The organism is Catellatospora paridis, from assembly GCF_009720365.1.
In the GTDB taxonomy this organism is placed as follows: domain Bacteria; phylum Actinomycetota; class Actinomycetes; order Mycobacteriales; family Micromonosporaceae; genus Catellatospora; species Catellatospora paridis.
The window spans coordinates 15,291-36,043 of the sequence record NZ_WBZD01000017.1; the positions used below are offsets into that span (position 1 = coordinate 15,291).

At 71.5% G+C, this 20,753-nt stretch carries 18 protein-coding genes and 1 riboswitch; of the genes, 10 read left to right on the plus strand and 8 right to left on the minus strand.

Going from position 1 to position 20,753, the window contains the following annotated elements; genetic code table 11:
• Nucleotides 1-56: 56 nt before the first annotated feature.
• Complete coding sequence (locus F9C41_RS31040) at nucleotides 57-1,472, minus strand: hypothetical protein (RefSeq protein ID WP_155390371.1); 1,416 nt, start codon at nucleotides 1,470-1,472, stop codon at nucleotides 57-59.
• A gap of 218 nt (nucleotides 1,473-1,690) precedes the next feature.
• Between F9C41_RS31040 and F9C41_RS31045 the strand changes: the two genes are divergently transcribed.
• From F9C41_RS31045 to F9C41_RS31060, 4 genes are all read left to right on the plus strand, one after another.
• On the plus strand, nucleotides 1,691-2,062 hold the full coding sequence (locus F9C41_RS31045) for a GntR family transcriptional regulator (protein ID WP_155390372.1): 372 nt from the start codon (nucleotides 1,691-1,693) through the stop codon (nucleotides 2,060-2,062).
• Between the two features lie 82 nt (nucleotides 2,063-2,144).
• A complete protein-coding gene (locus tag F9C41_RS31050) occupies nucleotides 2,145-3,959 on the plus strand; it encodes a glycoside hydrolase family 15 protein (RefSeq protein WP_269058997.1) in 1,815 nt (604 codons plus the stop codon).
• 138 nt (nucleotides 3,960-4,097) lie between these two features.
• A riboswitch (ZMP/ZTP riboswitch) is annotated at nucleotides 4,098-4,188 on the plus strand.
• A 19-nt stretch (nucleotides 4,189-4,207) separates the two neighbouring features.
• Nucleotides 4,208-5,650 (plus strand): glycine hydroxymethyltransferase, encoded by a 1,443-nt coding sequence (locus tag F9C41_RS31055; protein WP_155390373.1) that lies wholly within the window; start codon nucleotides 4,208-4,210, stop codon nucleotides 5,648-5,650.
• Nucleotides 5,651-5,792: 142 nt separating this feature from the next.
• Complete coding sequence (locus tag F9C41_RS31060; protein WP_155390374.1) at nucleotides 5,793-6,155, plus strand: hypothetical protein; 363 nt, start codon at nucleotides 5,793-5,795, stop codon at nucleotides 6,153-6,155.
• Nucleotides 6,156-6,219: 64 nt separating this feature from the next.
• Here the strand turns inward: F9C41_RS31060 and F9C41_RS31065 are convergent, their stop codons facing one another.
• The 3 genes from F9C41_RS31065 to F9C41_RS31075 all read right to left on the minus strand — a co-directional run bounded on the left by F9C41_RS31065 (nucleotide 6,220) and on the right by F9C41_RS31075 (nucleotide 10,579).
• Nucleotides 6,220-8,991: a PQQ-dependent sugar dehydrogenase gene (locus F9C41_RS31065; RefSeq protein WP_196280037.1), complete on the minus strand. Its 2,772-nt coding sequence runs from the start codon at nucleotides 8,989-8,991 to the stop codon at nucleotides 6,220-6,222.
• Nucleotides 8,992-9,272: 281 nt separating this feature from the next.
• The gene (locus tag F9C41_RS31070; RefSeq protein ID WP_155390376.1) at nucleotides 9,273-9,968 is read right to left on the minus strand and encodes a hypothetical protein; all 696 of its coding nucleotides are present in this window, start codon (nucleotides 9,966-9,968) and stop codon (nucleotides 9,273-9,275) included.
• The gene (locus tag F9C41_RS31075; protein WP_230690150.1) at nucleotides 9,965-10,579 is read right to left on the minus strand and encodes an RNA polymerase sigma factor; all 615 of its coding nucleotides are present in this window, start codon (nucleotides 10,577-10,579) and stop codon (nucleotides 9,965-9,967) included. Before F9C41_RS31075 ends, F9C41_RS31070 begins: the two co-directional genes overlap by 4 nt.
• A 206-nt stretch (nucleotides 10,580-10,785) precedes the next feature.
• On the opposite strand from F9C41_RS31075, the gene F9C41_RS31080 reads away from it, so the two are divergent.
• From F9C41_RS31080 to F9C41_RS31090, 3 genes are all read left to right on the plus strand, one after another.
• Nucleotides 10,786-11,169, plus strand: coding sequence for a hypothetical protein (locus tag F9C41_RS31080; RefSeq protein WP_155390377.1), 384 nt, complete (start codon nucleotides 10,786-10,788; stop codon nucleotides 11,167-11,169).
• Nucleotides 11,170-11,171: 2 nt separating this feature from the next.
• Nucleotides 11,172-13,304, plus strand: coding sequence for a bifunctional polysaccharide deacetylase/glycosyltransferase family 2 protein (locus F9C41_RS31085; RefSeq protein WP_155390378.1), 2,133 nt, complete (start codon nucleotides 11,172-11,174; stop codon nucleotides 13,302-13,304).
• Between the two features lie 196 nt (nucleotides 13,305-13,500).
• A complete protein-coding gene (locus F9C41_RS31090; protein ID WP_196280038.1) occupies nucleotides 13,501-14,598 on the plus strand; it encodes a glycoside hydrolase family 18 protein in 1,098 nt (365 codons plus the stop codon).
• Between the two features lie 88 nt (nucleotides 14,599-14,686).
• Here F9C41_RS31090 and F9C41_RS31095 read toward each other — a convergent pair whose 3' ends face one another.
• The 3 genes from F9C41_RS31095 to F9C41_RS31105 form a co-directional block, all read right to left on the minus strand.
• Nucleotides 14,687-15,631 carry a zinc metalloprotease gene (locus F9C41_RS31095; RefSeq protein ID WP_155390379.1) on the minus strand — a complete coding sequence of 315 codons (945 nt, stop codon included), beginning with the start codon at nucleotides 15,629-15,631 and terminating at the stop codon, nucleotides 14,687-14,689.
• 199 nt (nucleotides 15,632-15,830) lie between these two features.
• Nucleotides 15,831-16,259: a hypothetical protein gene (locus F9C41_RS31100; RefSeq protein WP_155390380.1), complete on the minus strand. Its 429-nt coding sequence runs from the start codon at nucleotides 16,257-16,259 to the stop codon at nucleotides 15,831-15,833.
• A 77-nt stretch (nucleotides 16,260-16,336) separates the two neighbouring features.
• Nucleotides 16,337-16,534, minus strand: coding sequence for a hypothetical protein (locus F9C41_RS31105; RefSeq protein WP_155390381.1), 198 nt, complete (start codon nucleotides 16,532-16,534; stop codon nucleotides 16,337-16,339).
• Nucleotides 16,535-16,765: 231 nt separating this feature from the next.
• On the opposite strand from F9C41_RS31105, the gene F9C41_RS31110 reads away from it, so the two are divergent.
• Both F9C41_RS31110 and ligD read left to right on the plus strand, forming a co-directional pair.
• On the plus strand, nucleotides 16,766-16,990 hold the full coding sequence (locus F9C41_RS31110; RefSeq protein ID WP_155390382.1) for a winged helix-turn-helix domain-containing protein: 225 nt from the start codon (nucleotides 16,766-16,768) through the stop codon (nucleotides 16,988-16,990).
• 77 nt (nucleotides 16,991-17,067) lie between these two features.
• On the plus strand, nucleotides 17,068-18,507 hold the full coding sequence (gene ligD, locus F9C41_RS31115) for a non-homologous end-joining DNA ligase (RefSeq protein ID WP_155390383.1): 1,440 nt from the start codon (nucleotides 17,068-17,070) through the stop codon (nucleotides 18,505-18,507).
• Between the two features lie 23 nt (nucleotides 18,508-18,530).
• Here the strand turns inward: ligD and F9C41_RS31120 are convergent, their stop codons facing one another.
• Nucleotides 18,531-19,064, minus strand: a complete 534-nt coding sequence (locus F9C41_RS31120) for an EF-hand domain-containing protein (RefSeq protein WP_155390384.1) — start codon at nucleotides 19,062-19,064, stop codon at nucleotides 18,531-18,533.
• Between the two features lie 210 nt (nucleotides 19,065-19,274).
• Here F9C41_RS31120 and F9C41_RS31125 point away from each other — a divergent pair, with 210 nt between their 5' ends.
• A complete protein-coding gene (locus tag F9C41_RS31125; RefSeq protein WP_155390385.1) occupies nucleotides 19,275-20,654 on the plus strand; it encodes an NAD(P)/FAD-dependent oxidoreductase in 1,380 nt (459 codons plus the stop codon).
• Nucleotides 20,655-20,753: the final 99 nt, after the last annotated feature.

The window sequence follows — 20,753 nt, forward strand, 5'->3', positions numbered from 1 at the left end:
CCCCACCCGGACCGGGTGGGGCGCCGCACCGTGCAGGCTCAGGGGGCAGCGCAGGCTCAGGGGCGGATGAAGGCGATCATCGGGGTGGTCGTCGCGATCTGCAGCATCAGCGCCGCGGTGACCACGGCGAACGGCCACACCCGGGGCGAGCGGGCGCACACCCAGGCGACCGGGATCATCAGGAACACCGCGAGGAAGATCCAGAGCCGGGTGGTCTCGCCGCGGTTGATCCCGACCAGGTCGAGGAAGGCCAGCACGGCCAGCCCGGACAGGGTCAGCGCGGCGATGGGGCGGGTCGCGCCGCGGCGCACCGCGTCCCACGCGGCGTACCCGATCAGCACGGTGGCCGCGAACCCGGCGCAGAGGGCGAAGTCGCCGAGGTTGCGCACCACCCACACGTCGTACGGCCGGTGCGCGCGCTCGTTGAAGTCGGTGGCGTCGGCCAGCACCTCGGCGAGGTTGACGAAAAGGTCGTAGCCGAACACCAGCTTCGTGCCGAGGTACGCCCCGGCGAACGCGGCCAGCGTCAACGACACCAGCTTGAGCAGCCCCACCCAGTCCAGCTGCCGCCGGTACAGCGCCAGCGCGGCCAGTGCGGCGAACGTCAGCCCCATCACCAGCGGCAGCGGCTCGAAGAAGAACACCAGGTAGAGCGACGCGCCCAGGCCCACCGCCCAGCCCCAGTGCGCGGCACGCAGGTAACGCGTGAACAGCCACAGCGACAGCAGGATCGGCACCGGCGAGACGGCGTTGAGGATGGGCAGGAAGTACAGCCGACCCGGCACCAGCAGGCACAGGATCAGGGCGTACAGCGCCACCCGGCGGTCGCCGAGCACCTCGCGCACCACCAGGTAGACCAGCAGCGCGCACAGGCTGGAGACCGCGACGACCAGGATGCCGAGCGCGGCCGGGTTCGTGGTGAGGGTGCCGAGCAGGTGGTAGAGCAGCGTCTTGCCGGGCATGTTCGAGCGGGCGTGCTGCGGCAGCGCGTGCACGATCTCCTCGAAGCGCGACAGGTACTCGTACGCGGTGAAGCGCAGCGACGGCGTGTAGAACGAGTTTGCCCGGTCGCTGCCGACGATCGCGCCCAGCGACGCCTCGTCGGCGGCGCGCACCACCAGTTGCAGCGGGACGGCGGCGGCCAGCCACATGCCCAGCGCGAGCCGCTCCCGGCGCGCGCCGAGCCGGTGGGTCAGCCACAGCAGGGCCAGCACCGCGGCCACGCCGCCCGCGAACGGCAGCAGCATCTCCCAGGAGAACGTGTGGGCGTAGCGGTAGCGCCATGCGCCCGCCCGCGAGCCCGCGGGCAGCAGCTGCAGCGCGGCAAGCACCGCGGCGACGACGGTGAGTCCCGCTCCCGCCAGCACGGCGATCGCGACCGGGCGCGGGGTCCGGCCCGCGGCGGGCACGGGACCGGGCACCGGCGCGGCGGGGCGGGTCCGTTCGGCGGTGAGCAGTGAGCCGTCGTGCACGTTCGATCCCTTCGATGGCGGGTCGACTTCGAACCCGCGCACACGTGGGGCGCGGGTCCGGGTCACTCATCAAGAACGGTCCGCTCGCGGGCGGGATACGCGGGCGTACGCCCGACGGTCAGTCCGTGCGGCCCGGCGGTCCCGCGAGCCGGGTCCGCGGCGGCGGCGCGGGTTAGGGTGTTCGCCGGAGTGGGCGAGCGACCCGGGAGGCACGCCCGATGGAACTCAAGATCGACAATGACAGCGCCGTTCCGCCGTACGAGCAGGTGCGGGCGGGGGTCGCCACGATGATCGCCGACGGGACGCTGGCCCCCGGTGCGCACCTGCCCACGATCCGGCAGCTCGCCGCGGACCTGGGCCTGGCCGTGAACACCGTGGCCCGCTCCTACCGTGAGCTGGAGGCCGCGGGCCTCGTGGTGAGCCGGGTACGGCACGGCACCACGGTCGCGGAGCGCCGCCCCGACCTGCCGCCCGCCGAGGCGATGGCCAGGCTCGACGAGGCCGCACGGACATACCGCACCGCGGCCCGCGCACTCGGGGTCAGCCTGGACGGCGCGCTCCAGGCGCTGCGCCGGGTCGACGCGGAGTAGGCCGCTCCCCACCGGTGCGGCCAAGCCCACCCTGGACGGGCAACGGGGGTCGGTTGCCGCATTTCGGTCATATGCTGGGCGGGTGGCGGACGGGAACGCAGGATGCTACCTGGCGATCGCCGATCACGGGCTGATCGGCGACATGCGCAGCGTGGCGCTGGTCGGCGTGAACGGCACCATCGACTGGTACTGCTGCCCGCGGTTCGACTCGCCCAGCGTCTTCGCCTCCCTGCTGGACGCCGACCGCGGCGGGCGGTTCGAACTGGCCGCGGCCGTCCCGGCGCAGACCAAGCAGTTCTACTTCCCGGACACCAACGTCCTGATCACCCGCTTCTACGCCTACGACGGGGTGGGGGAGATCCAGGACTTCATGCCCATCGTCGGCGACCCCACCGAGGCGGGGCGGCACCGGTTGATCCGCCGCGTGATCTGCGTACGCGGCACTCTGCCCTTCGCCGCGCTGGTCGCGCCGCGCTTCGACTACGGGCGCCAGTCGCACATGCTGCGCCGCGACGGCGACCGGGTGCTTTTCGAGTGCCCGCTGCTGTCCCTGGCGCTGACCAGCAGCGTCGAGGTCACCGAGGAGGACGGCGACGTGCGCGCGGCCTTCACCCTGAACGAGGGCGAGACGGCGGTGTTCGCGCTGGACCGGGTCTCCGACGAGGTGCGTCCCCGGTCGTGCCCGCTGGCGGAGGCGGAGGAGCAGTTCAACGACACGGTGCGCTACTGGCGGAGCTGGCTGTCCAGGTCGCGGTACCGGGGCCGGTGGCGGGAGATGGTGCACCGCTCGGCGCTCACCCTGAAGCTGATGACCTACGCGCCGACCGGTGCGATCGTCGCGGCCGCCACGACCAGCCTGCCGGAGCAGATCGGCGGCGAGCGCAACTGGGACTACCGCTACGTCTGGATCCGCGACGCCGCGTTCTGCGTGTACGCGCTCCTGCGGCTCGGCTTCACCGACGAGGCGTCGGCGTTCATGGACTTCCTGGAACGCCATGTGGCCATGCGCGGCGACGGCCCGGACGGCCCGTTGCAGATCATGTACGGCATCGACGGCCGCACCGACATCGACGAGCATGAACTGCCTCACCTGGAGGGTTACCGGTGCTCGGCCCCGGTCCGGGTCGGCAACGCCGCGGTGGACCAGATGCAGCTCGACATCTACGGCGCGCTGATCGACTCGATCTACCTCTACGACAAATGGGCCCAGCCGATCTCCAGCGACCGCTGGGAGGAGGTGTCGGAGCTGGTCGAGTGGGTGTGCGGGCACTGGGACCAGCCCGACGAGGGCATCTGGGAGACCCGCGGCGGCCGCAAGAACTTCCTGTACTCACGGCTCATGTGCTGGGTGGCGATCGAGCGGGCGATCCGGATGGCCAACCGCCGCGGCCTGCCGGCAGACCTGCGCCGCTGGCGGGAGGCCCGGGACGCGGTCTACCACCAGATCATGCGCAAGGGCTGGTCGCCGGAGCGTGCGGCGTTCACCCAGCACGAGGACGACGACGTGCTCGACGCCGCGGTGCTGATGATGCCGCTGTCGAAGTTCGTCTCGCCAACCGATCCGAAGTGGCTGTCCACGCTGGACGCGCTCGGCAACGACCTGGTCTCGGACTCCCTGGTCTACCGCTACGACCCGGCGGTCAGCCCCGACGGCCTGCGCGGCGCGGAGGGCACCTTCTCCATCTGCTCTTTCTGGTACGTCGAGGCGCTGTCCCGGGCGGGCCGCCTGGACGAGGCCCGCCTGGCGTTCGAGAAGATGCTCACCTACGCCAACCACGTGGGCCTGTTCGCCGAGCAGATCGGCCACACCGGAGAGCAGCTCGGCAACTTCCCCCAGGCCTTCACCCACCTGGCCCTGATCAGCGCCGCCTTCAACCTCGACCGCGCCCTCGGCTGACCCCCTCCCGAGCGTCGATCATGAACATATGGCACGGTTCGACGGCGTGTCGCTGCCACAACTTCATGATCAACTGTCCGGGATGTGGGCGCGGGCGGTGCGGCGGCGGGCGGGGGCGGGCCGGGATTGTTAGGCTGGGCGGTGGGCCGTGACTGGCGCGCTGGGATGGGTCACCATCGGGGAGCGGCTCCGTCGTCGTGACGCTGTGCCGAGCGCCTGGGCCTCTTCCGTATCGTCTAGGAGGTCCGATGTCTGACGCGTCCCTGTCCAGCGAGTCCCTGGCCTACCGCCATGCACTGGACACCATCCGCGCCGTCGAGCCGGCGGTGGCCGCCGCGATCGGCGCCGAGCTGCACGACCAGCGCGAATCGCTCAAGCTGATCGCCAGTGAGAACTACGCCTCGCCCGCGACCCTGCTGGCGATGGGCAACTGGTTCAGCGACAAGTACGCCGAGGGCACCGTCGGCCGCCGCTTCTACGCCGGCTGCAAGAACGTCGACACCGTCGAGGCGCTGGCCGCGCAGCACGCCCGCGAGCTGTTCGGGGCGCAGCACGCGTACGTGCAGCCGCACTCCGGCATCGACGCCAACCTGGTCGCCTTCTGGGCCGTGCTCGCCCAGCGGGTGGAGATTCCGGCGCTGGCCAAGGCGCAGGCCCGCCATGTCAACGACCTGAACGAGGCAGACTGGGCGGCGCTGCGCCGCGAGCTCGGCGACCAGCGCATGCTCGGCATGTCATTGGACGCGGGCGGTCACCTGACGCATGGCTTCCGCCCCAACATCTCCGGCAAGATGTTCGAGCAGCGCAGCTACGGCACCGACCCGGCGACCGGCCTGGTCGACTACGACGCACTGGCCAGGTCGGCGCGCGAGTTCCGGCCGCTGATCATCGTGGCGGGCTACTCGGCGTACCCGCGGCTGGTGAACTTCCGGATCATGCGCGAGATCGCCGACGAGGTCGGCGCGACCCTGCTGGTCGACATGGCCCACTTCGCGGGCCTGGTCGCGGGCAAGGTGCTGACCGGCGACTTCGACCCGATCCCGCACGCGCAGATCGTCACCACCACCACGCACAAGTCGCTGCGCGGCCCGCGCGGCGGCATGGTGCTGTGCCAGACCGAGCTCGCCGACCAGGTCGACCGCGGCTGCCCGATGGTGCTCGGCGGCCCGCTGCCGCACGTCATGGCGGCCAAGGCGGTGGCGCTGGCCGAGGCGCGCCGGCCGGAGTTCCGCGACTACGCCCAGCGCATCGTCGACAACGCGCACGCGCTGGCCCAGGGCCTGCTGCGCCGCGGCGCGAAGCTGGTCACCGGCGGCACCGACAACCACCTGGTGCTGCTCGACGTGTCGTCGTACGGCATCACCGGCCGTCAGGCCGAGTCGGCGCTGCTGGACTCGAACATCGTCACCAACCGCAACGCGGTGCCGCAGGACGCCAACGGCGCCTGGTACACCTCCGGCATCCGGCTGGGCACCCCGGCGCTGACCACGCGCGGCCTGGGCACGGCCGAGATGGACGAGATCGCCGACCTGATCCACACCGTGCTGGCGGGCACCACGCCCGGCACCACCGACGGCAAGCCGTCCAAGGCCGCGTACGTGCTGGCCGACGGCGTCGCCGACCGGGTCGCCGGGCAGACCACCGACCTGCTCAAGGGCTTCCCGCTGTACCCGACGATCGACCTGGGCTGAGCGTCACGAGGGCGCGAGGGGTGACCCGGTCACTCCTCGCGCCTTTTCCATGCCCGCCGCATCGCGCGGCTCGGGTGACGGCGGCGGCGGGGTCGGTTCCTGACGGTGTGAAGGAATGGCGCGAGACGTCTACATTGGCCCGATGGAATCATTCGTCCTTCTTGTCGCCGGAGTGGCGTGCCTGTTCCTCGTCGTGATCGTCGTCGTGATGGTGAGCGTCGCCGCGTCGCGCGGCACGGCGCGCCAGGGCCAGGGGCCCAAGCGCCGCCCCGGCGGGTACGTCGGACCGGTGTACAGCGGCTCCACCTCCGGTGACCCTGTCTGGACCGACGAACAGACCTGGGTCCACAACTCCGGCGGCAGCGGCTGGTCGGGCAGCTCGGACTCCGGCGGCTCGTCGGGCGGGAGCGACTCCGGCGGCGGCTGGTCCGGCGGCGGCAGCGATTCCGGTGGTGGCAGCTCGTCCGGTGGCGGCGGCAGCGACTCCGGCAGCAGCAGTTCCTAGGGGGTATGCGGAAAGGCCCCGTCCCCGCCGTGCGGCGGGAACGGGGCCTTTGTCGTGCGGAGCGTCAGCGCTTGGCCGGCGTCCCGCCTACCTTGTCGACCGCGATCAGCGAGATCAGGTCGTTGATGTCCGCGCCGACATACGCGACGTCGCCCGCCGCGTAGTAGCGGCAGATGCCCGCGTCGAGCACGACCGGCTTGGTGCCGTGCTCGCAGGCGACCGCCCGGTGCCCCGCGGCGACCTTCAGCGAGCTGATGTCGTCGTTGCCGGCCTCGCCGAGGTCGCCCCGCGACGCCTCGAAGACGCCCAGGCCCAGGGCGGACTCCCCGCCCTCGAACTCCTGGTCGGAGTACGCGGTCAGGTTCGCTCCCTTGACCGGGTCGCCCGAGACCAGCAGCAGCGAGATGGCGTCGTCGAGGTCGGTGCCGGTCAGCGTGTGCTCCCCGGCGGGGAAGGACCGGCAGCGGCCGAGCGTGGCGACACCGGCCCCGGTGCTGCCGTCACCGGCGCAGGCGACGAGCCGGTAGCCCGGCTCCAGGCGCAGCGAGGTGATCGCGTTGTCGCCGACGCCCGCGAGCTCGCCCCGGGTGCCCTCGTGGACCCCGGCCTCGAAACTCTGGCTCTTGCCCTTGCCCTTGGCCTCGGAGAACACGGTCAGCGGCGGCCCGACGACGCCGATCAGCGAGATCTTGTCGTTGAGCGCCCCGATCGTGGCGTGCTCGCCGCTGCCGAGGATGCGGCAGACCCCGAGGTCGGTGCCGGCCGAGCGGTCCTTGTCGCAGGCGATCAGCCGGTATCCCGCGCCGACCTTCAGCGAGCTGATCGACGTGCTCTCGCCGCCGCCGAGCTCGCCCGCGACCGACTCGTGCATGCCCGCGCCCAGCGGCTGCGCGGCGCCCTTGAGGCCGGTCTCGCCGTAGCCGACGACGCCCTTGCCCTCGACCGGGCCGCCGAAGACGGTCAGTGACGAGACCTTGTCGTTGAAGTCGCCGAGCGCGCCGTGCTCGCCGGGCCCGAAGTAGCGGCAGGCGCCGAGGTCGGGCGCGGTCGCCGGGCTGTCGCAGGCGACGGCCCGGTAGCCGCCGGCCACCCGCAGGGAGCTGACGGTGTTGTCCTTGACCTTGCCGAACGCGGCGGTGTCGAAGATCCCGGTGCCCAGGCCCTTGGACTCGCCCTTGAACCCGCTGTCGGAGTACAGCGTCACCGGCGAGCCGGTGTCCTTGCGCACGTACCGCACGCGCAGCACCTTGGCGCCGGAGTCGGTGGCGTCGCCGCTCTTGGTGTACAGCGTGGTGAAGTAGAGCCCGTCGGGTCCCGGGGCGAGGCCGGCGACGCTGGTCTTGCCGCTGCCGGTGTACTCGATCAGGGTCTTCGGGTCGTCGACCGAGCCGTCCTCGTTGAACGAGAACTCGACGATCTTCTTGCCCCGCCGCTGCGGGCCGCTGGCGTAGGTCGGGCCGCTCAGGGTCACGAAGCCGTTGCCGTACTTCTCCTGCGGGAAACCGGCCGCGTGGTAGACGCCGGGCTCGGTGAACGCGATGTTGACCGGTCCCTGCGTCTCCTTCCAGTTGTAGAGGGCGTTCTTGGTCAGGCCGCTGGCGCCGCCGGTCCAGTGGTAGCGCCCGCCCTTGGTGATCCGGGCCAGGCGGTCGTTGACCGACGGGCCGTTCTCCACCGAGTAGTGCTGGCCGTCCGCGGCCCGCCACGCCCCGCCGAACGGGTTGCGCAGGCCGTACGCGTAGATGTAGTCCTTGGCCTGGAACTTGCCGGTGCCCTTGTAGAACGGGTTGTCGCTGGGCGCGGTGCCGTCCAGGTTCATTCGCAGCACCTTGCCGCGGAAGGAGTCCATGTCCTCGGCGGTGTCGGCGATGAAGCCGTCGCCCATGTGCACGTAGAGCTTCTTGTCGGGCCCGAGGCTCAGGTTCGAGATCTGGTGCGAGGTCGACTGCTCCTCGCCCGGCGCCTTGAAGATCGTGGTCTTGGTGGCGGCGGTCAGGCCGCCGTCCGCGCTGTGGAAGCGCACGATCTTGGGAAGCAGGTCGCCGTCGTCCTTGTACAGCATGGACACGAACAGGTCGCCGGTTTCCGGCTCGACCACGATGCCGGTCACGCCCATCTCGCCGGTGCCCGGGAACTGCGCGCTCGGGTCGAAGTCGAGCAGGTCGTCGGCGTAGGTGTGCTTCTTGTAGTCACCGGTCACCACGCGGATGCGGCCGTAGAGCTCGGTGACGTAGAACAGCGGCTTGGTGGGGTCGCCGGAGTAGTTCGGCACCATCGCGATGTTCACCGGCAGCGCCAGGTCGCCGGTGACCTCCTCGACCACGAAGCCGGGCTGGTGGATCTTCCAGTCGCCCGCGCCGGGCAGCGGCTTGCGCTCGACGTCGGTCTTGAACGGCCGGGTGGAGTACGCGCTCCACACGCCGCTCGCGTCGCGGTGCCGCACGCGCAACGTGTAGGCCTTGTCCGCGATCAGGTCCTTGCGACCGGCGAACGAGTTCTCGAACACCCCGTCGCCCAGGTGCACGTGCACCCGGCCGGTGCCGCTGGCGCAGGAGTCGAACCAGACCCGCTCGCCGGAGCCGGCGTTGCCGGCCCAGATCTCCCAGTCGGTGCACAGGTGGGCGTCGCCGGCGTCGTTGTTCTGCATCGCCCGCGTCTCCATGTGCACGTCGGCGGCGCTGAGCAGTCTGTTGTCCTTCTCCGGTTCGGTGATGACCGGGGCCGCGGGGCCTGCGGCGCGGGCGGCGACCGGGGCCGGCGCGGCCGCGGTGCCGAACATCAGGACAGCGGACAGCAGTGAGGTGCCGAGCGCGCCTGCTCTTAATCCGTTATTCATGCTGGATATGCCTCCTGAAATGTCAACAAATGCGACAAACCAGGTCAGGCTACCTATAGCGCAGAGTGGTATAAAGCGCACGCGCCGTGCGGGAGTCGTCTCAGCAATGTCGCCGGTGCGCGCCGCGCGTGCGGGAGGAGTGCGCGCGCGCCGCGCCCGGCCGCCATGGGCTGCGACGGAGGACGCGCTCACCATGGACGGATCATGGGACCAGCAGGGGTGCGTCCTGCTGGTCCCACTCTGCTAGCGCCGGGCGTCGCCCGCATGTCACGCGCGTGCCGTCAGCCGTGCTTAGTCTTCTTCGCGGAGGGTGCGGGGTTGGCCTTGCTCGGCCTCGGCGAGGGCCCGTTGCCGGGATTCCCGCTGGGCCGAGCGCCGTTCGGCTCGATCAGCGCGGTGCAGTAGCCGGTCAGGTCCTGCCCGGCCGCCGCGGCGACCAGCGCGGCGTACGCCGGGCTGTCCGTCGCCTTCGGCTTGTCCCTGTCCGCGGTGGCCAGGAACGAGCGGCACAGGCCGTGCAGGTTCGCCGGGGCCGAGGGCAGGGCCGGCGGCGAGCCGCTCGGCGACGGCGTGCCACTCGGCGACGGCAGGGCGCTGTGGCCCGGTGTGGCGCCCGGCCGGGACTTCGACGGCGACACCGGAGACTGCGGGCCGATCGGGAACGGGTTGGGCAGCACGCCCGAGTGGGCCGCGAACGCGACGCCGCCGACCGTCAACGCGGCGACGATCGCCCCGACCTTCAGCGCCAGGGCCCGCCGCAGCGTGTGCCGCCGGCGCGCCGCCGGCTGCGGGTACGCCGCACGGAAGGCGGCCAGCACGGTGGCCGCCCCGGCGAGTTCCTCGGGTCGTCCCGGAGCGGCGGCACGGGCCAGCAGGTCGCCGACCGGTCCCTGGTCGGCGGCCTGGGTCCGGGCGCCATCGAGCAGCCGCTCGCTCGTGCCGGGGTCGATTCCGCCGGTCGTGGAAAACTCGCTCATGTCACCTCGTTGAGCGTCGGATCCGCGCGGGGTGTCACTGCCTCGCCACCGTGACGTGCGCCACCCAGCATCTCGCCCAGCCGCCGCAGCCCCCGGTGCGCCGCCATGCGCACCGCGCCGGACCGCTTGCCCAGCACGTCGGCGGCAGACTGGGCGTCCAGGCCCATCACCGCCCGCAGCAGCACCGCCTCGGCCTGGTCGGCGGGCAGCGAGGCGATGAGCGACAGCGCCTCGTCGGTCGTCATCGACTGCTCGGCGGAGGCCGCGGTGTCGTCGGCGGCGGGCAGGTCGGCCATCGCCTCGACCGGGAACGGCACCGACGGGCGGCGCTGGTGATGGCGCAGGTGGTCCATGGCCCGGTGCCGGCCCACGGTCGCCGCCCAGCGCCGGAAACCGCCCTCGTCGCCACGGAACGTGTGCAGGTCGCGCACGATCTGCAGCCAGGTCTCGGAGGCGACGTCCTCGGCGTCCGAGCCCACGAGCATCCGCAGGTAGCGCAGCAGTCCCGGCTGAACCGCCAGGTAGAGGCTGTTGAACGCCGCCTCGTCGCCGTGCCGGGCCGCATCGACCGCTGCCGTCAGGTCGGCAGCAGAGGGCCGCAGCTCGGTCACCGGCAGCTCCCCTCCCACACGTCTCTGGCTGAGCGCTTGATTGTGCACACATCGCACCCGCCAGTGCGAACCGGCTGACCCCTGCCTTGGGATACGCGTCACCCGGTGTGACGTTCGGCGGGCGTGCGGCGCTCTACCGGTGGCGCATGTCGTGCGCGGTGACAGGCCTCCTCCAGGAGGCGAGGGCTAGGTCAGGGCAGCAGGGGATGAGCAGAAGAAAAGGCGCGAACCGGCCGGTGTTCGTGGACCGCACGGGCCGCAGGCGGCGCCTGTTCACCGTGCTCGCCGCGGGTGGCGGGATAGCGCTCACGCTGATGCTGGGCGTCGTGGTGGCGGGATTCCTCGGGGTGGACGGGGCGGGGCTGCCCGGCCTGCCCCAGTTGCTGCCCGACCGTCCCGCGGCCGAGGAGTCGCCCAGCCCGGCGCCGGCCGACTCGACGCCGCAGCCGCGGCCGCAACCGGTCACGGAGCCCTCCGCGTCGCCGACGAAGACCACCGGCAAGCCGAGCGCCGCGCCCAGCTCCTCGTCGACCATCCACGGCAACCGGCCCACCGACCGGCCGCACCCGACCGCGTCGAAGAAGAAGTAGCGATGTCGCGACACGCGAGACGGCGCGAGTCCCCGCGCCGGGCGCCCAAGGCGCACTGGCTGCTGCTGGCGCTGTCCCTGCTGCTCGCCCTGGCCGGACTGTCCCTCAACGGCTATGTCGAGCACATCGGCGCGGAGGGCAGCGGCCCGCACCCCGTCGCCGACGAGCGCCCCGCCCCCGACGAGGTGGTCGACGGCGGCCCGGTGCAGCGGCTCGCCGCCGACGGCACGGTGACCACGCGCGCGATGCCGGCCAAGACGATCGCCCTGACCTTCGACGACGGACCCGACCCGCGCTGGACGCCCGCGATCCTCGACGTGCTGCGCCGTCACGACGCGGCCGGCACCTTCTTCGCCGTCGGCGCGCAGGTCAACCAGCACCCCGACATCGCGCGGCAGATCGTCGACAGCGGCAGCGAGGTCGCCGCGCACACCTTCACCCACCTCGACCTGACCGCCGCGCCGAGCTGGCAGCGCTCGGCGGAGACGACGCTGACCGGCAACGCGATCGCCGCCGCGACCGGCCTGCGCCCGACGCTGATGCGCCCGCCCTATTCGGCGACCCCGGACGCGGTGACCGTGCCCGCGTACGAGGCGATGCGGCAGGCCGCCGACGAGGGATACCTCACCGTGCTGGCCGACCTCGACACGAAGGACTGGAGCCGGCCCGGCGTCGACGCGATCGTCGCCGCGGCCACGCCCTCCCGCGGCGCGGGCGCGATCGTGATGATGCACGACGCTGGCGGCGACCGCGCGCAGACCGTGGCCGCCCTGGAGATCCTCATCCCGAGGCTGCAGGAGCAGGGCTACCGGTTCACCACCGTGTCGCAGGCCATGGAGCTGCCCGCCGCACCCGCCGCGCCCGCCGGGCAGCGGATACGCGGACAGGCCCTGCGGTTCGCGCAGCTCGGCGCGGGCTGGCTGGCCGGCGCGATGACCTGGCTCATGCTCGCCGCGGTGGTGCTCGCCGTGCTGCGGCTGATCGTGCAGGTATGGTGCGCCCGCGTGCACGTGCGCCGGGTGCGCAAGCTGACCCGCGGGCGCAAGCGGTACGTCGGCGCGGTGTCGGTGATCGTGCCCGCCTACAACGAGTCGGCCAACATCGAGGCGACCGTGCGCTCGCTGATCGGCGGCGACTACCCGAGCGTCGAGGTCATCGTCGTCGACGACGGCTCCACCGACGGCACCGCCGAGCTGGTGCGCCGCCTGCGGCTGCCGAACGTCTACGTGGTCGAGCAGGAGAACGCCGGCAAGCCGACCGCGCTGAACACCGGGGTCATGTTCGCCCGCGGCGACATCCTGGTGATGGTCGACGGCGACACGGTCTTCGAGCCCGACGCGATCGGCGAGCTGGTGCAGCCCCTGGCCGACCCGGCGGTCGGCGCGGTGTCCGGCAACACCAAGGTGGCCAACCGCGGCGGGCTGCTGGGCCGCTGGCAGCACCTGGAGTACGTGATCGGCTTCAACCTGGACCGCCGGATGTTCGACGTCGCGCAGTGCATGCCGACCGTGCCCGGCGCGATCGGCGCGTTCCGCCGCGAGGCGGTCGTCGACGTCGGCGGGGTTTCCACGCAGACGCTGGCCGAGGACACCGACTTCACCATGGCGATCATCCGGGCCGGATGGCGCGTGGTGTACGCGCCCGACGCCATCGCCTGGACCGAGGCCCCGGCCTCGCTGCGGCAGCTGTGGCGGCAGCGCTACCGGTGGTGCTACGGCACGATGCAGGCGATGTGGAAGCACCGCCGGGCGCTGGCCGAGGGCGGAGCGTCGGGGCGGCTGGGCCGGCGCGGCCTGTCCTACCTGACGCTGTTCCAGGTGCTGCTGCCGCTGTCCGCGCCGATGGTCGACGTCTACGGCGTGTACGGCGCGATCTTCCTGCCCCCGACGCAGGTGGCGGCGGTGTGGCTGGGCTTCACCATGGTCCAGGTACTGACCGCGGCGTACGCCCTCAAGCTCGACGGGGAGCGCTACGGCCCACTGTGGAGCCTGCCGTTGCAGCAGGTCGTGTACCGGCAGCTGATGTACCTCGTGGTGATCCAGTCGACGGTCATGGCGCTGGTCGGCGACCGCCTGCGCTGGCACCGCATGGCCCGCACCGGCGCCGCCACCGCCCACGCCCGCATCAGCGCCTGAGCCTGCGTGATCGTCCCGCTTTGATCGTTCGACCTGCCTGGCACCTGTGCGTATCTTGACCCCGCATTCGCCCACCTGCCCGGCAAGTCGAACGATCATGGTGCGCCTGGGGCCCGTGACACATCGGCGTTCGTTGACGCCTTAACGGTGAACCTTCTTTCCGGTTTCTGTTCAGGCACCATCAACGGAGGTCCTCATGAGACGCCTCACGCTGCTCCTCGCCGTACTGATCGGGCTGGCCGGCCCGCTGCCCGCGGCGGCCGCGCCCCCGCCCACGCCGCAGGCCGCGGCGATCACACCGATCCAGATCTACGGCGCCTGGCACTGCAGCAACGACGCCTGCCTGTGGGCGACGCCGCGCACCGTGGCCGAGTTCGACAGCCAGAACCACTGGCTCGTCGACCGCGGTGACGGCCGGCCGTCGGTCAACCTGGTCGTGCTCAGCTTCGTCAACCCGCTGAAGCTGCTGAACCAGACCACCGACGCGGCCACCCTCAACGGTGTGCCGCGGGGTATGACGCAGGAGATCGTCAACCACTTCACCTCGCGCGGCATCCGGGTGATGTTGTCGATCGGCGGCATCACCTACACCGACGACTGGGACACCGCGCTCGCCACGAGCGGCACCCTGCTCGGGCAGCGCGCGGCCGCGGTGGCGACGCAGTTCGGGGTCGGCATCGAGATCGACTACGAGCAGAACAGCAGCCCGAACGTCGCGGCGCTGCAGAACTTCATCACCGCGTACCGGGCGGTCCACCCGTACGACGCGAGCGGCGCGAACCCGCGGGCGCGGCTGACCATCGACGTGGCCGCGGGTGACCGCTGGCTGATCGCGCTCAACCAGAAGGCGACCGCCGACTGGCTGCGCACCGACAACCCGGTGCTGGACTGGGCCAACGCGATGGTGCCGGCCCGGCAGCCGGCGGCGTCGACGGCGCAGGCCAACTGGCAGGAGCACATCGACGGCAAGCCGCAGTACAACCCGCCGGTGCCGCCGCTGGCCCCGGCGAAGTTCACCGGCGGCCTCTACATCGCCGAGGGCAGCAAGGTCCGCGCGGAGTGCACGAACTTTGCGAACTCGGTGCAGCAGGCCGCGGCCCCGTACGTGCAGTCGGTGGCTCCGAACGGTGCGGGCACCACGGCGGGCATGCTGGGCTTCATGTTCTGGGCCGCGGAGAAGCCGTCGACCCGCGGGGTCGGCACCGCCCCGCCGAACACCTGCGAGGGTGGCATGGGCGTCGGCGCGACCAGCCTGAACATCCCCGTGCCGATGCCTGCACTGCGGCAGAGCTGACCGACACCGGGCCCCGGCACCCACCTGTCGCCGGGACCCGGCGAACAGGAGTGGGGCCCGGCGCGGACGCACCGGGCCCCACCTGCCGTCACGCGCGGTACGCGGTCCAGGCGTCGAGCATGCGGGTCGCCTGGCCCGCGGTGAACTCGAACATGCAGGCGTCGTCGGTGTAGTCCATGAAGTTGTGGATCGGGTCCAGGCCCGGCTTGTTCTTGCAGGTGTCCAGGTTGGTCGGGCACCCGAAGGCGGCGGCCTTCTCCGCCGGGGTGTCGGCGACCTGGTCGCCCTGGCCGTTACAGCCGCCCTGGAAGGTGTGGTACAGGTTCAGCCAGTGGCCGATCTCGTGGGTGGCGGTGTCGCCCAGGTTGTACGGGCTGGCGTTGCCGCCGGGCAGCGACTCGGCGAGGATCACCGCGCCGTCGTACGAGGTGATGTTCGACTGGGGGAAGGTGGCCCAGCCGAGCAGGTCCTGGCTGAGCAGGCCGGTGTAGATGTTCAGGGTGCCGTCGCCGCCGACGCGCAGCGCCGACTTCATCGCCTTCTCCGTGTTGGAGTTGTAGACGATCGGATACCAGGCGGCGTTGGTGACCCGGTTGATCGACTGCAGCTGGAACGCGAACGCGGTCGCCGCGCCGCCGGTGCCGCCGGAGTACGCCTGGTTCAGCACGCTGATCTGGTTGTTGATCATCGAGTCGGGGATGTTGCCGTTGGCGCGGGTGCCGTCCTCGGAGATCACGTGCACGACCACCGGGATGGTGACGGTGGCCGCCGCGGCGGCCGCGGTGGCACGGGCCTTGCCCTTGGCCTTGAGGGCGGCTTCCAGTGCCTTCTCGTTGGCGGCCACCTGCTCCGTGGTGAGCTCGTTGGGGTCGTGCTTGGCGGAGCCGCCCGGCTTGGCCTTCATCGCGGCGGCCGGCTCCACGCACACCGGCGCGGGTGCCGCGGCCACACCGACCGCCGCCCCTCCGGTGAGCGTGGACGCCGCGACGAGCGCGGTCAGTCCGAGTGTGCTGAGGGAGCGCCTCAGGTTCATCGAATCACCTCTCCTGCCCCTGGCGCGGTGGGGTAGTCCGCGCCGTTCCCATGCATGTGGAAGGGACGCTAGAGCTGATCGATGGACATCGAAATCATGTGTACGGATGGTGGGTCTGTCGCGGCCGTGTCACGGATTCGCCGTGCCGCTCCGATGTGGCCGGACGACGCGGGGTCACGTGGACCCGGACTGGTCTTGCTCAGCCTCCGGCGCAGGTGTTGGTGCCGCCACTGCGGGAGTAGCAACCGGTGGGCGTGACGTCGGGCGTCGGGGTGCCGCCGGGGGCGCGCAACCCGATCGTGACCAGCGAGAGCAGCAGTGTCGCGGCTGCCAGCGCCACGCCGGTCCCGCGCTTGCCGCGCTGCGCCAGGAAGAGCAGCGCGCCCGCGCCCTGAATCGCGAGCAGTGCGTTCAGGCAGCCGACGGTCAGCCGCAGTTCCGCCGCGTTCTCCGCCGGCGTGTCCCAGCCGTCGAACAGCTCGAACTTCGACAACGCCAGCGCCACCAACGCGCCGATCCACGCGATGAGAAGCAGGTGTCCGAGCGTCTCCAGCAACTTTGCGCCGCGACGCGAAGGCCTGCCGGCCGGGTCGCCGTCCGGCCGCGTCTGCGATGTCGTCGGCGTCATGCGGGAGAGTGTGCCCGTTGCATCCCGGCTCCGCTGCCCCGCCGGCTGCGGCAGGTCGTCGCGCGGCTCGGGGGCATTCACCCGAAGAGCGGCCAGGTCCGTCTGCCGGGCTGGGTGGGTTGCCGACCGGCCATGAGCAGCTCCGCCGTCGCCTGCCAGGTCGCCTGGCAGCTCACCCGGGAGCAGATACGGCAGCGGCCCGTCCGCTTCCTGTTGCGGTGCCGGTACAGCTCCTCGTAGAGGAAGGCCGCCCGCTTGTCGGTGATCGGCTCCATGCTGCTTACTCCTCACCAAGCAGGGCACCCCGCCGCCCGGTCTCGGTGGGCGCGAACGGCAGGGGCGGTCCTGGAGGCGGGCTGGGGTGCGTTCCAGCCCGCTCGTGAGCCTCAAGTGCCGACCGGAGGCTCTTCTGCAACCTACTGTAAGAGGTTGTAGAGCCACAAGACTTGATTGCCATGAAGTAACTAGACGTGATCAACTCGGGCAGCCGACCCGAGGAAGTCACCATGCCTGCCATCCCCATGAGTTCTGCGCAGATCGCAGAGGACATCACTGCCCGTATCGCGGCTGGGGAGTATGCGCCGGGCAGCCAACTGCCGACCATCGCGCAGCTCGCCAGCCTCTACAACGTCAGCGACGGAACGATCTCGCGCGTGATGATCGTGCTGCGCACGCGCGGAACGATCGTGGGGGTCCCCGGGCGCGGCACCTTCGTGCCCGAGCAGGACTGACGACGCCCGGCGTCAACCTGACCGTTGTGCAGGGCAAACCAGGTCCGCATGTGCCTGCGGCGGGGTAGAACTGCACTGTGGCCGACAAGCTCGCGCCGTACCGGGGGAAGCGGTCGGCGGTGCGTACGCCCGAGCCGGTGCCCGCGGCCGGGCCGCTGCCGCGTGGGCATGACGACACCTTCGTCATCCAGGAGCACCACGCCCGCGCGCTGCACTGGGACTTCCGCCTGGAGCACGGCGGCGTGCTCGTCTCCTGGGCCGTCCCCAAGGGCCTGCCACTGGACCCGAAGGACAACCGCCTCGCCGTCCACACCGAAGACCACCCACTCGAGTACGCCGACTTCGCCGGTCACATCCCGGCGGGCGAGTACGGTGCGGGCGAGGTGAGCATCTGGGACCGGGGCGCGTACGAGCTGGAGAAGTGGACCGACGACGAGGTCAAGGTGGTCCTGCACGGGCAACGGGTGGAGGGGCGCTACGTGCTCATCCATACGAAGGGCACGCAGTGGTTGATGCACCGCATGGACCCGCCCCCGGCGGACCGGACCGCGCCGCCGGACCTGATCCGGCCCATGATGGCGACGCTGGGGGAACTGCCGCCGAAGGCGCAGGACGGCCGGTACGGCTACGAGCTGAAGTGGGACGGGGTGCGGGCCGTCGTCTACGCCGAGGGCGGCCGGGTGCGGGCGCTGAGCCGCAACGACCTGTACGTCACTGCGGCGTACCCGGAGCTGCGCGCGTTCGCGGAGGCGCTCGGGTCGACCACCGCGGTGTTCGACGGCGAGCTGGTGGCGTTCGACCGCTCGGGGCGGATCTCGTTCGGCGCGCTACAGCCGCGGATGCATGTGCAGGACGCGGCGCGGGTGCGCCGGCTGGCCGCGCAGACGCCGGTCACCTACGTCATCTTCGATCTGCTGCACCTGGACGGGCGGGACACCACGAAGCTGCCCTACCGGCAGCGGCGTGAACTGCTGGAGGGGCTGGGCCTGTCGGGGGCGCACTGGGACACCCCGCCGTACACCGAGGGCGGCGGGACGCGGCTGCTGGAGACCTCGCGGGAGCAGGGCCTGGAGGGAGTCGTAGCGAAGCTGCTGGACTCGGCGTATGAGCCGGGGCGGCGGTCACGGGCCTGGATCAAGGTGAAGAACCTGCGTACGCAGGAGGTGGTCGTCGCGGGGTGGCGGCCGGGCCAGGGCAACCGTGCGGACACGATCGGGGCGCTGCTACTGGGGATTCCCGGGCCGGACGGGTTGCGCTACGTCGGCTCGGTCGGCACCGGCTTCACCCGGCAGATGCTCGACGACCTGCGGCAGCGGCTGTCCAAGCTGGAGCGGAGCACGTCGCCGTTCGCGGAAGCATTGCCGACCCGCGACGCCAAGGACGCGCACTGGGTCACACCGAAGCTGGTCGGGGAGGTGCGGTTCACCGAATGGACCCGCGACGGCAGGCTGCGCCACCCCGCCTGGCGCGGCCTACGCCCGGACAAGTCCCCGTCCGAGGTGGTCCCCGAGTCCTGACCGGGTTCAGCAGGTGGCCTTTCTTACCTGCCTAGGAGGGGGATGTCGAGGAGGCCGGCGTGGTAGTCGCGGACGGCCTGGGCGAGTTCGTCGATGCTGAGCTGGCCGTCGTGGTTCTCGTCGATCTGGTCGAAGGCCTCCTCGGCGTGGGGCTTGGTCACGCCGATGGCCTCGATCCAGCGGCGGAACTCGGCCGGATTGACCTGGCCGTCGCCGTCGGTGTCGCACAGGTCGAGGGTGGCGCTGATGGTCGGGCGCAGCACGGTGCTGAAACCGGTGTTGCCCATGAGGATGATCTCGGTCTGCGCGATGCGGTCGAACTGCTTGGCCGAGAGCGTGTCGTCGGGCTGCAGGCTCGCCTTGGCGGCCAGGTACTCCCACATCGCCAGGTATGAGTCGAGCACGGCCCGGCCGCGCGGGGACTGCTCGTCCTCGCCGAACGCCGCCACGATGCGCCGGCCCTCGGCCTCGAAGTCCGACCGGTCGACGTGGCCGTTGCCGTCGGTGTCCCACAGCCGGAACCGCCGCGCGAGCCGCTCGCTCCGAACGTCCAACATGTGTCGCACCCCCTGCTCTACCGGCGCGAACGCCGATCCGGAACCGAAGGCCGTATGGGAACCGGGTGAGCCACGCGGAACCCGAGGCCTGACAGGACACTACCAAGCGCGAGGAACCGGCGGCGGAGCGTTGCGATTCTGTGACAGAGTGTGCGCGAGAGCCGGTCACGGCGCGTTTGGCGAATGCCGTCCCGGGGAATGGAGACGGCTATGGCCCGGCCTCGCATCGTCATCGTCGGAGCGGGATTCGCGGGCTTCCACGCTGCCCGCAGCCTGTCGCGCAAGTCGCGCGGCCACGCCGACATCACGCTCATCAACCCGGCGGACTACCTGCTCTACGTGCCGCTGCTGCCGGAGGTGATGGCGGGCCTGCTGGAGCCGCGCCGGATCGCGGTGTCGCTGACCGGCACGCTGCGGCACGTGCGGCAGGTGCCCGGCATGGTCACGAACGTCGACCTGGCGAACCGGCGGCTCGCCTACACCGGCCCCGAGGGCGCGGAGAACACGATCGACTACGACCGGCTCGTGCTCACGCCGGGCAGCGTCAACCGGCTGCTGCCCATCCCGGGCGTCGGCATGTACGCGCACGGCCTGCGCGGCCTGGCCGAGGCGATGTTCCTGCGCGACCACATCACGCTGCAGGTGGAGCTGGCCGCGCAGGCCACCGACCCGGAGGAGCGCCGCGCCCGGTGCACCTTCGTCGTGGTCGGCGCCGGGTACACCGGCACCGAGGTCGCCGCGCACGGGCAGCTGTTCACCGACGCGCTGGCCAAGTCGCTGCCCCGGTTGCGGGAACGGCCCCGCTGGCTGCTGCTGGACACCGCCGAGCGGGTGCTGCCCGAGCTCGACCCGCGGCTGTCGCGCACCGCCGCGCGGGTGCTGGCCCGGCGCGGGGTCGACGTGCGGATGCGTACTTCGGTGCGCCAGGCCGAGGCCGAGGGCGTGCAGCTCACCGACGACTCGTACGTGCCGACGCGCTCGCTGATCTGGTGCGTCGGCGTGCGCCCCGACCCGCTGGTGGACGGGCTCGGGCTGCCGTCGGCGGAGGGCCGCCTGATCGTCGACGAATACCTCACCGTGACCGGCCACCCCGAGGTGTTCGCCTGCGGCGACGCCGCCGCCGTGCCCGACCTGACCCGTCCGGGCCACCACACCCCGATGACCGCCCAGCACGCGGTACGGCAGGGCCGGGTCGCCGCGCACAACGTCGCCGCCTCCTGCGGGGTCGGCACGCGCAAGCCGTACCGGCACCACGACCTGGGTTTCCTGGTCGACCTCGGCGGGCTGGACGCGGCCGCGAACCCGTTCGGCGTGCCCCTGTCCGGGCTGCCCGCGTCGCTGGTGACCCGCGGCTACCACCTGGTCTCGCTGCCCGGCAACCGGGCGAGAGTGGCCGCCGACTGGCTGCTCGACGCCGTGCTGCCCACCCCGTCGGTGCGCCTCGGCCTGGTCCCGCCGCAGGCCGCGGACCTGCAGATGTCGTCCGAGCCGGTAACCGAATCAGGCCGCCACGCCGTGTCCGCGTCCCCCCAGGTCCCCGCCGGCTTCGTCCCCGCCGACGACGACCGCCCGCCGTCCGACGAGCGCTGAGCGTCGCCCCGTCCGCGCTTCCAATAGACATTGGCCTATCTAGATGGATTCGATCTACGATTTCTCATCTAGATAGGCCAACGTCTATCTCGGATCAGC

Bases quoted from the DNA above. Each gene is read 5' to 3' on its own strand.
- F9C41_RS31120 (WP_155390384.1), bottom strand. From the start codon at position 19,064: ATGTTGGACGTTCGGAGCGAGCGGCTCGCGCGGCGGTTCCGGCTGTGG.
- F9C41_RS31125 (WP_155390385.1), top strand. From the start codon at position 19,275: ATGGCCCGGCCTCGCATCGTCATCGTCGGAGCGGGATTCGCGGGCTTC.
- F9C41_RS31080 (WP_155390377.1), top strand. From the start codon at position 10,786: ATGAGCAGAAGAAAAGGCGCGAACCGGCCGGTGTTCGTGGACCGCACG.
- F9C41_RS31065 (WP_196280037.1), bottom strand. From the start codon at position 8,991: ATGAATAACGGATTAAGAGCAGGCGCGCTCGGCACCTCACTGCTGTCC.
- F9C41_RS31045 (WP_155390372.1), top strand. From the start codon at position 1,691: ATGGAACTCAAGATCGACAATGACAGCGCCGTTCCGCCGTACGAGCAG.
- F9C41_RS31105 (WP_155390381.1), bottom strand. From the start codon at position 16,534: ATGGAGCCGATCACCGACAAGCGGGCGGCCTTCCTCTACGAGGAGCTG.
- F9C41_RS31070 (WP_155390376.1), bottom strand. From the start codon at position 9,968: ATGAGCGAGTTTTCCACGACCGGCGGAATCGACCCCGGCACGAGCGAG.
- F9C41_RS31085 (WP_155390378.1), top strand. From the start codon at position 11,172: ATGTCGCGACACGCGAGACGGCGCGAGTCCCCGCGCCGGGCGCCCAAG.
- F9C41_RS31055 (WP_155390373.1), top strand. From the start codon at position 4,208: ATGTCTGACGCGTCCCTGTCCAGCGAGTCCCTGGCCTACCGCCATGCA.
- F9C41_RS31090 (WP_196280038.1), top strand. From the start codon at position 13,501: ATGAGACGCCTCACGCTGCTCCTCGCCGTACTGATCGGGCTGGCCGGC.
- F9C41_RS31060 (WP_155390374.1), top strand. From the start codon at position 5,793: ATGGAATCATTCGTCCTTCTTGTCGCCGGAGTGGCGTGCCTGTTCCTC.
- F9C41_RS31110 (WP_155390382.1), top strand. From the start codon at position 16,766: ATGCCTGCCATCCCCATGAGTTCTGCGCAGATCGCAGAGGACATCACT.
- F9C41_RS31100 (WP_155390380.1), bottom strand. From the start codon at position 16,259: ATGACGCCGACGACATCGCAGACGCGGCCGGACGGCGACCCGGCCGGC.
- F9C41_RS31095 (WP_155390379.1), bottom strand. From the start codon at position 15,631: ATGAACCTGAGGCGCTCCCTCAGCACACTCGGACTGACCGCGCTCGTC.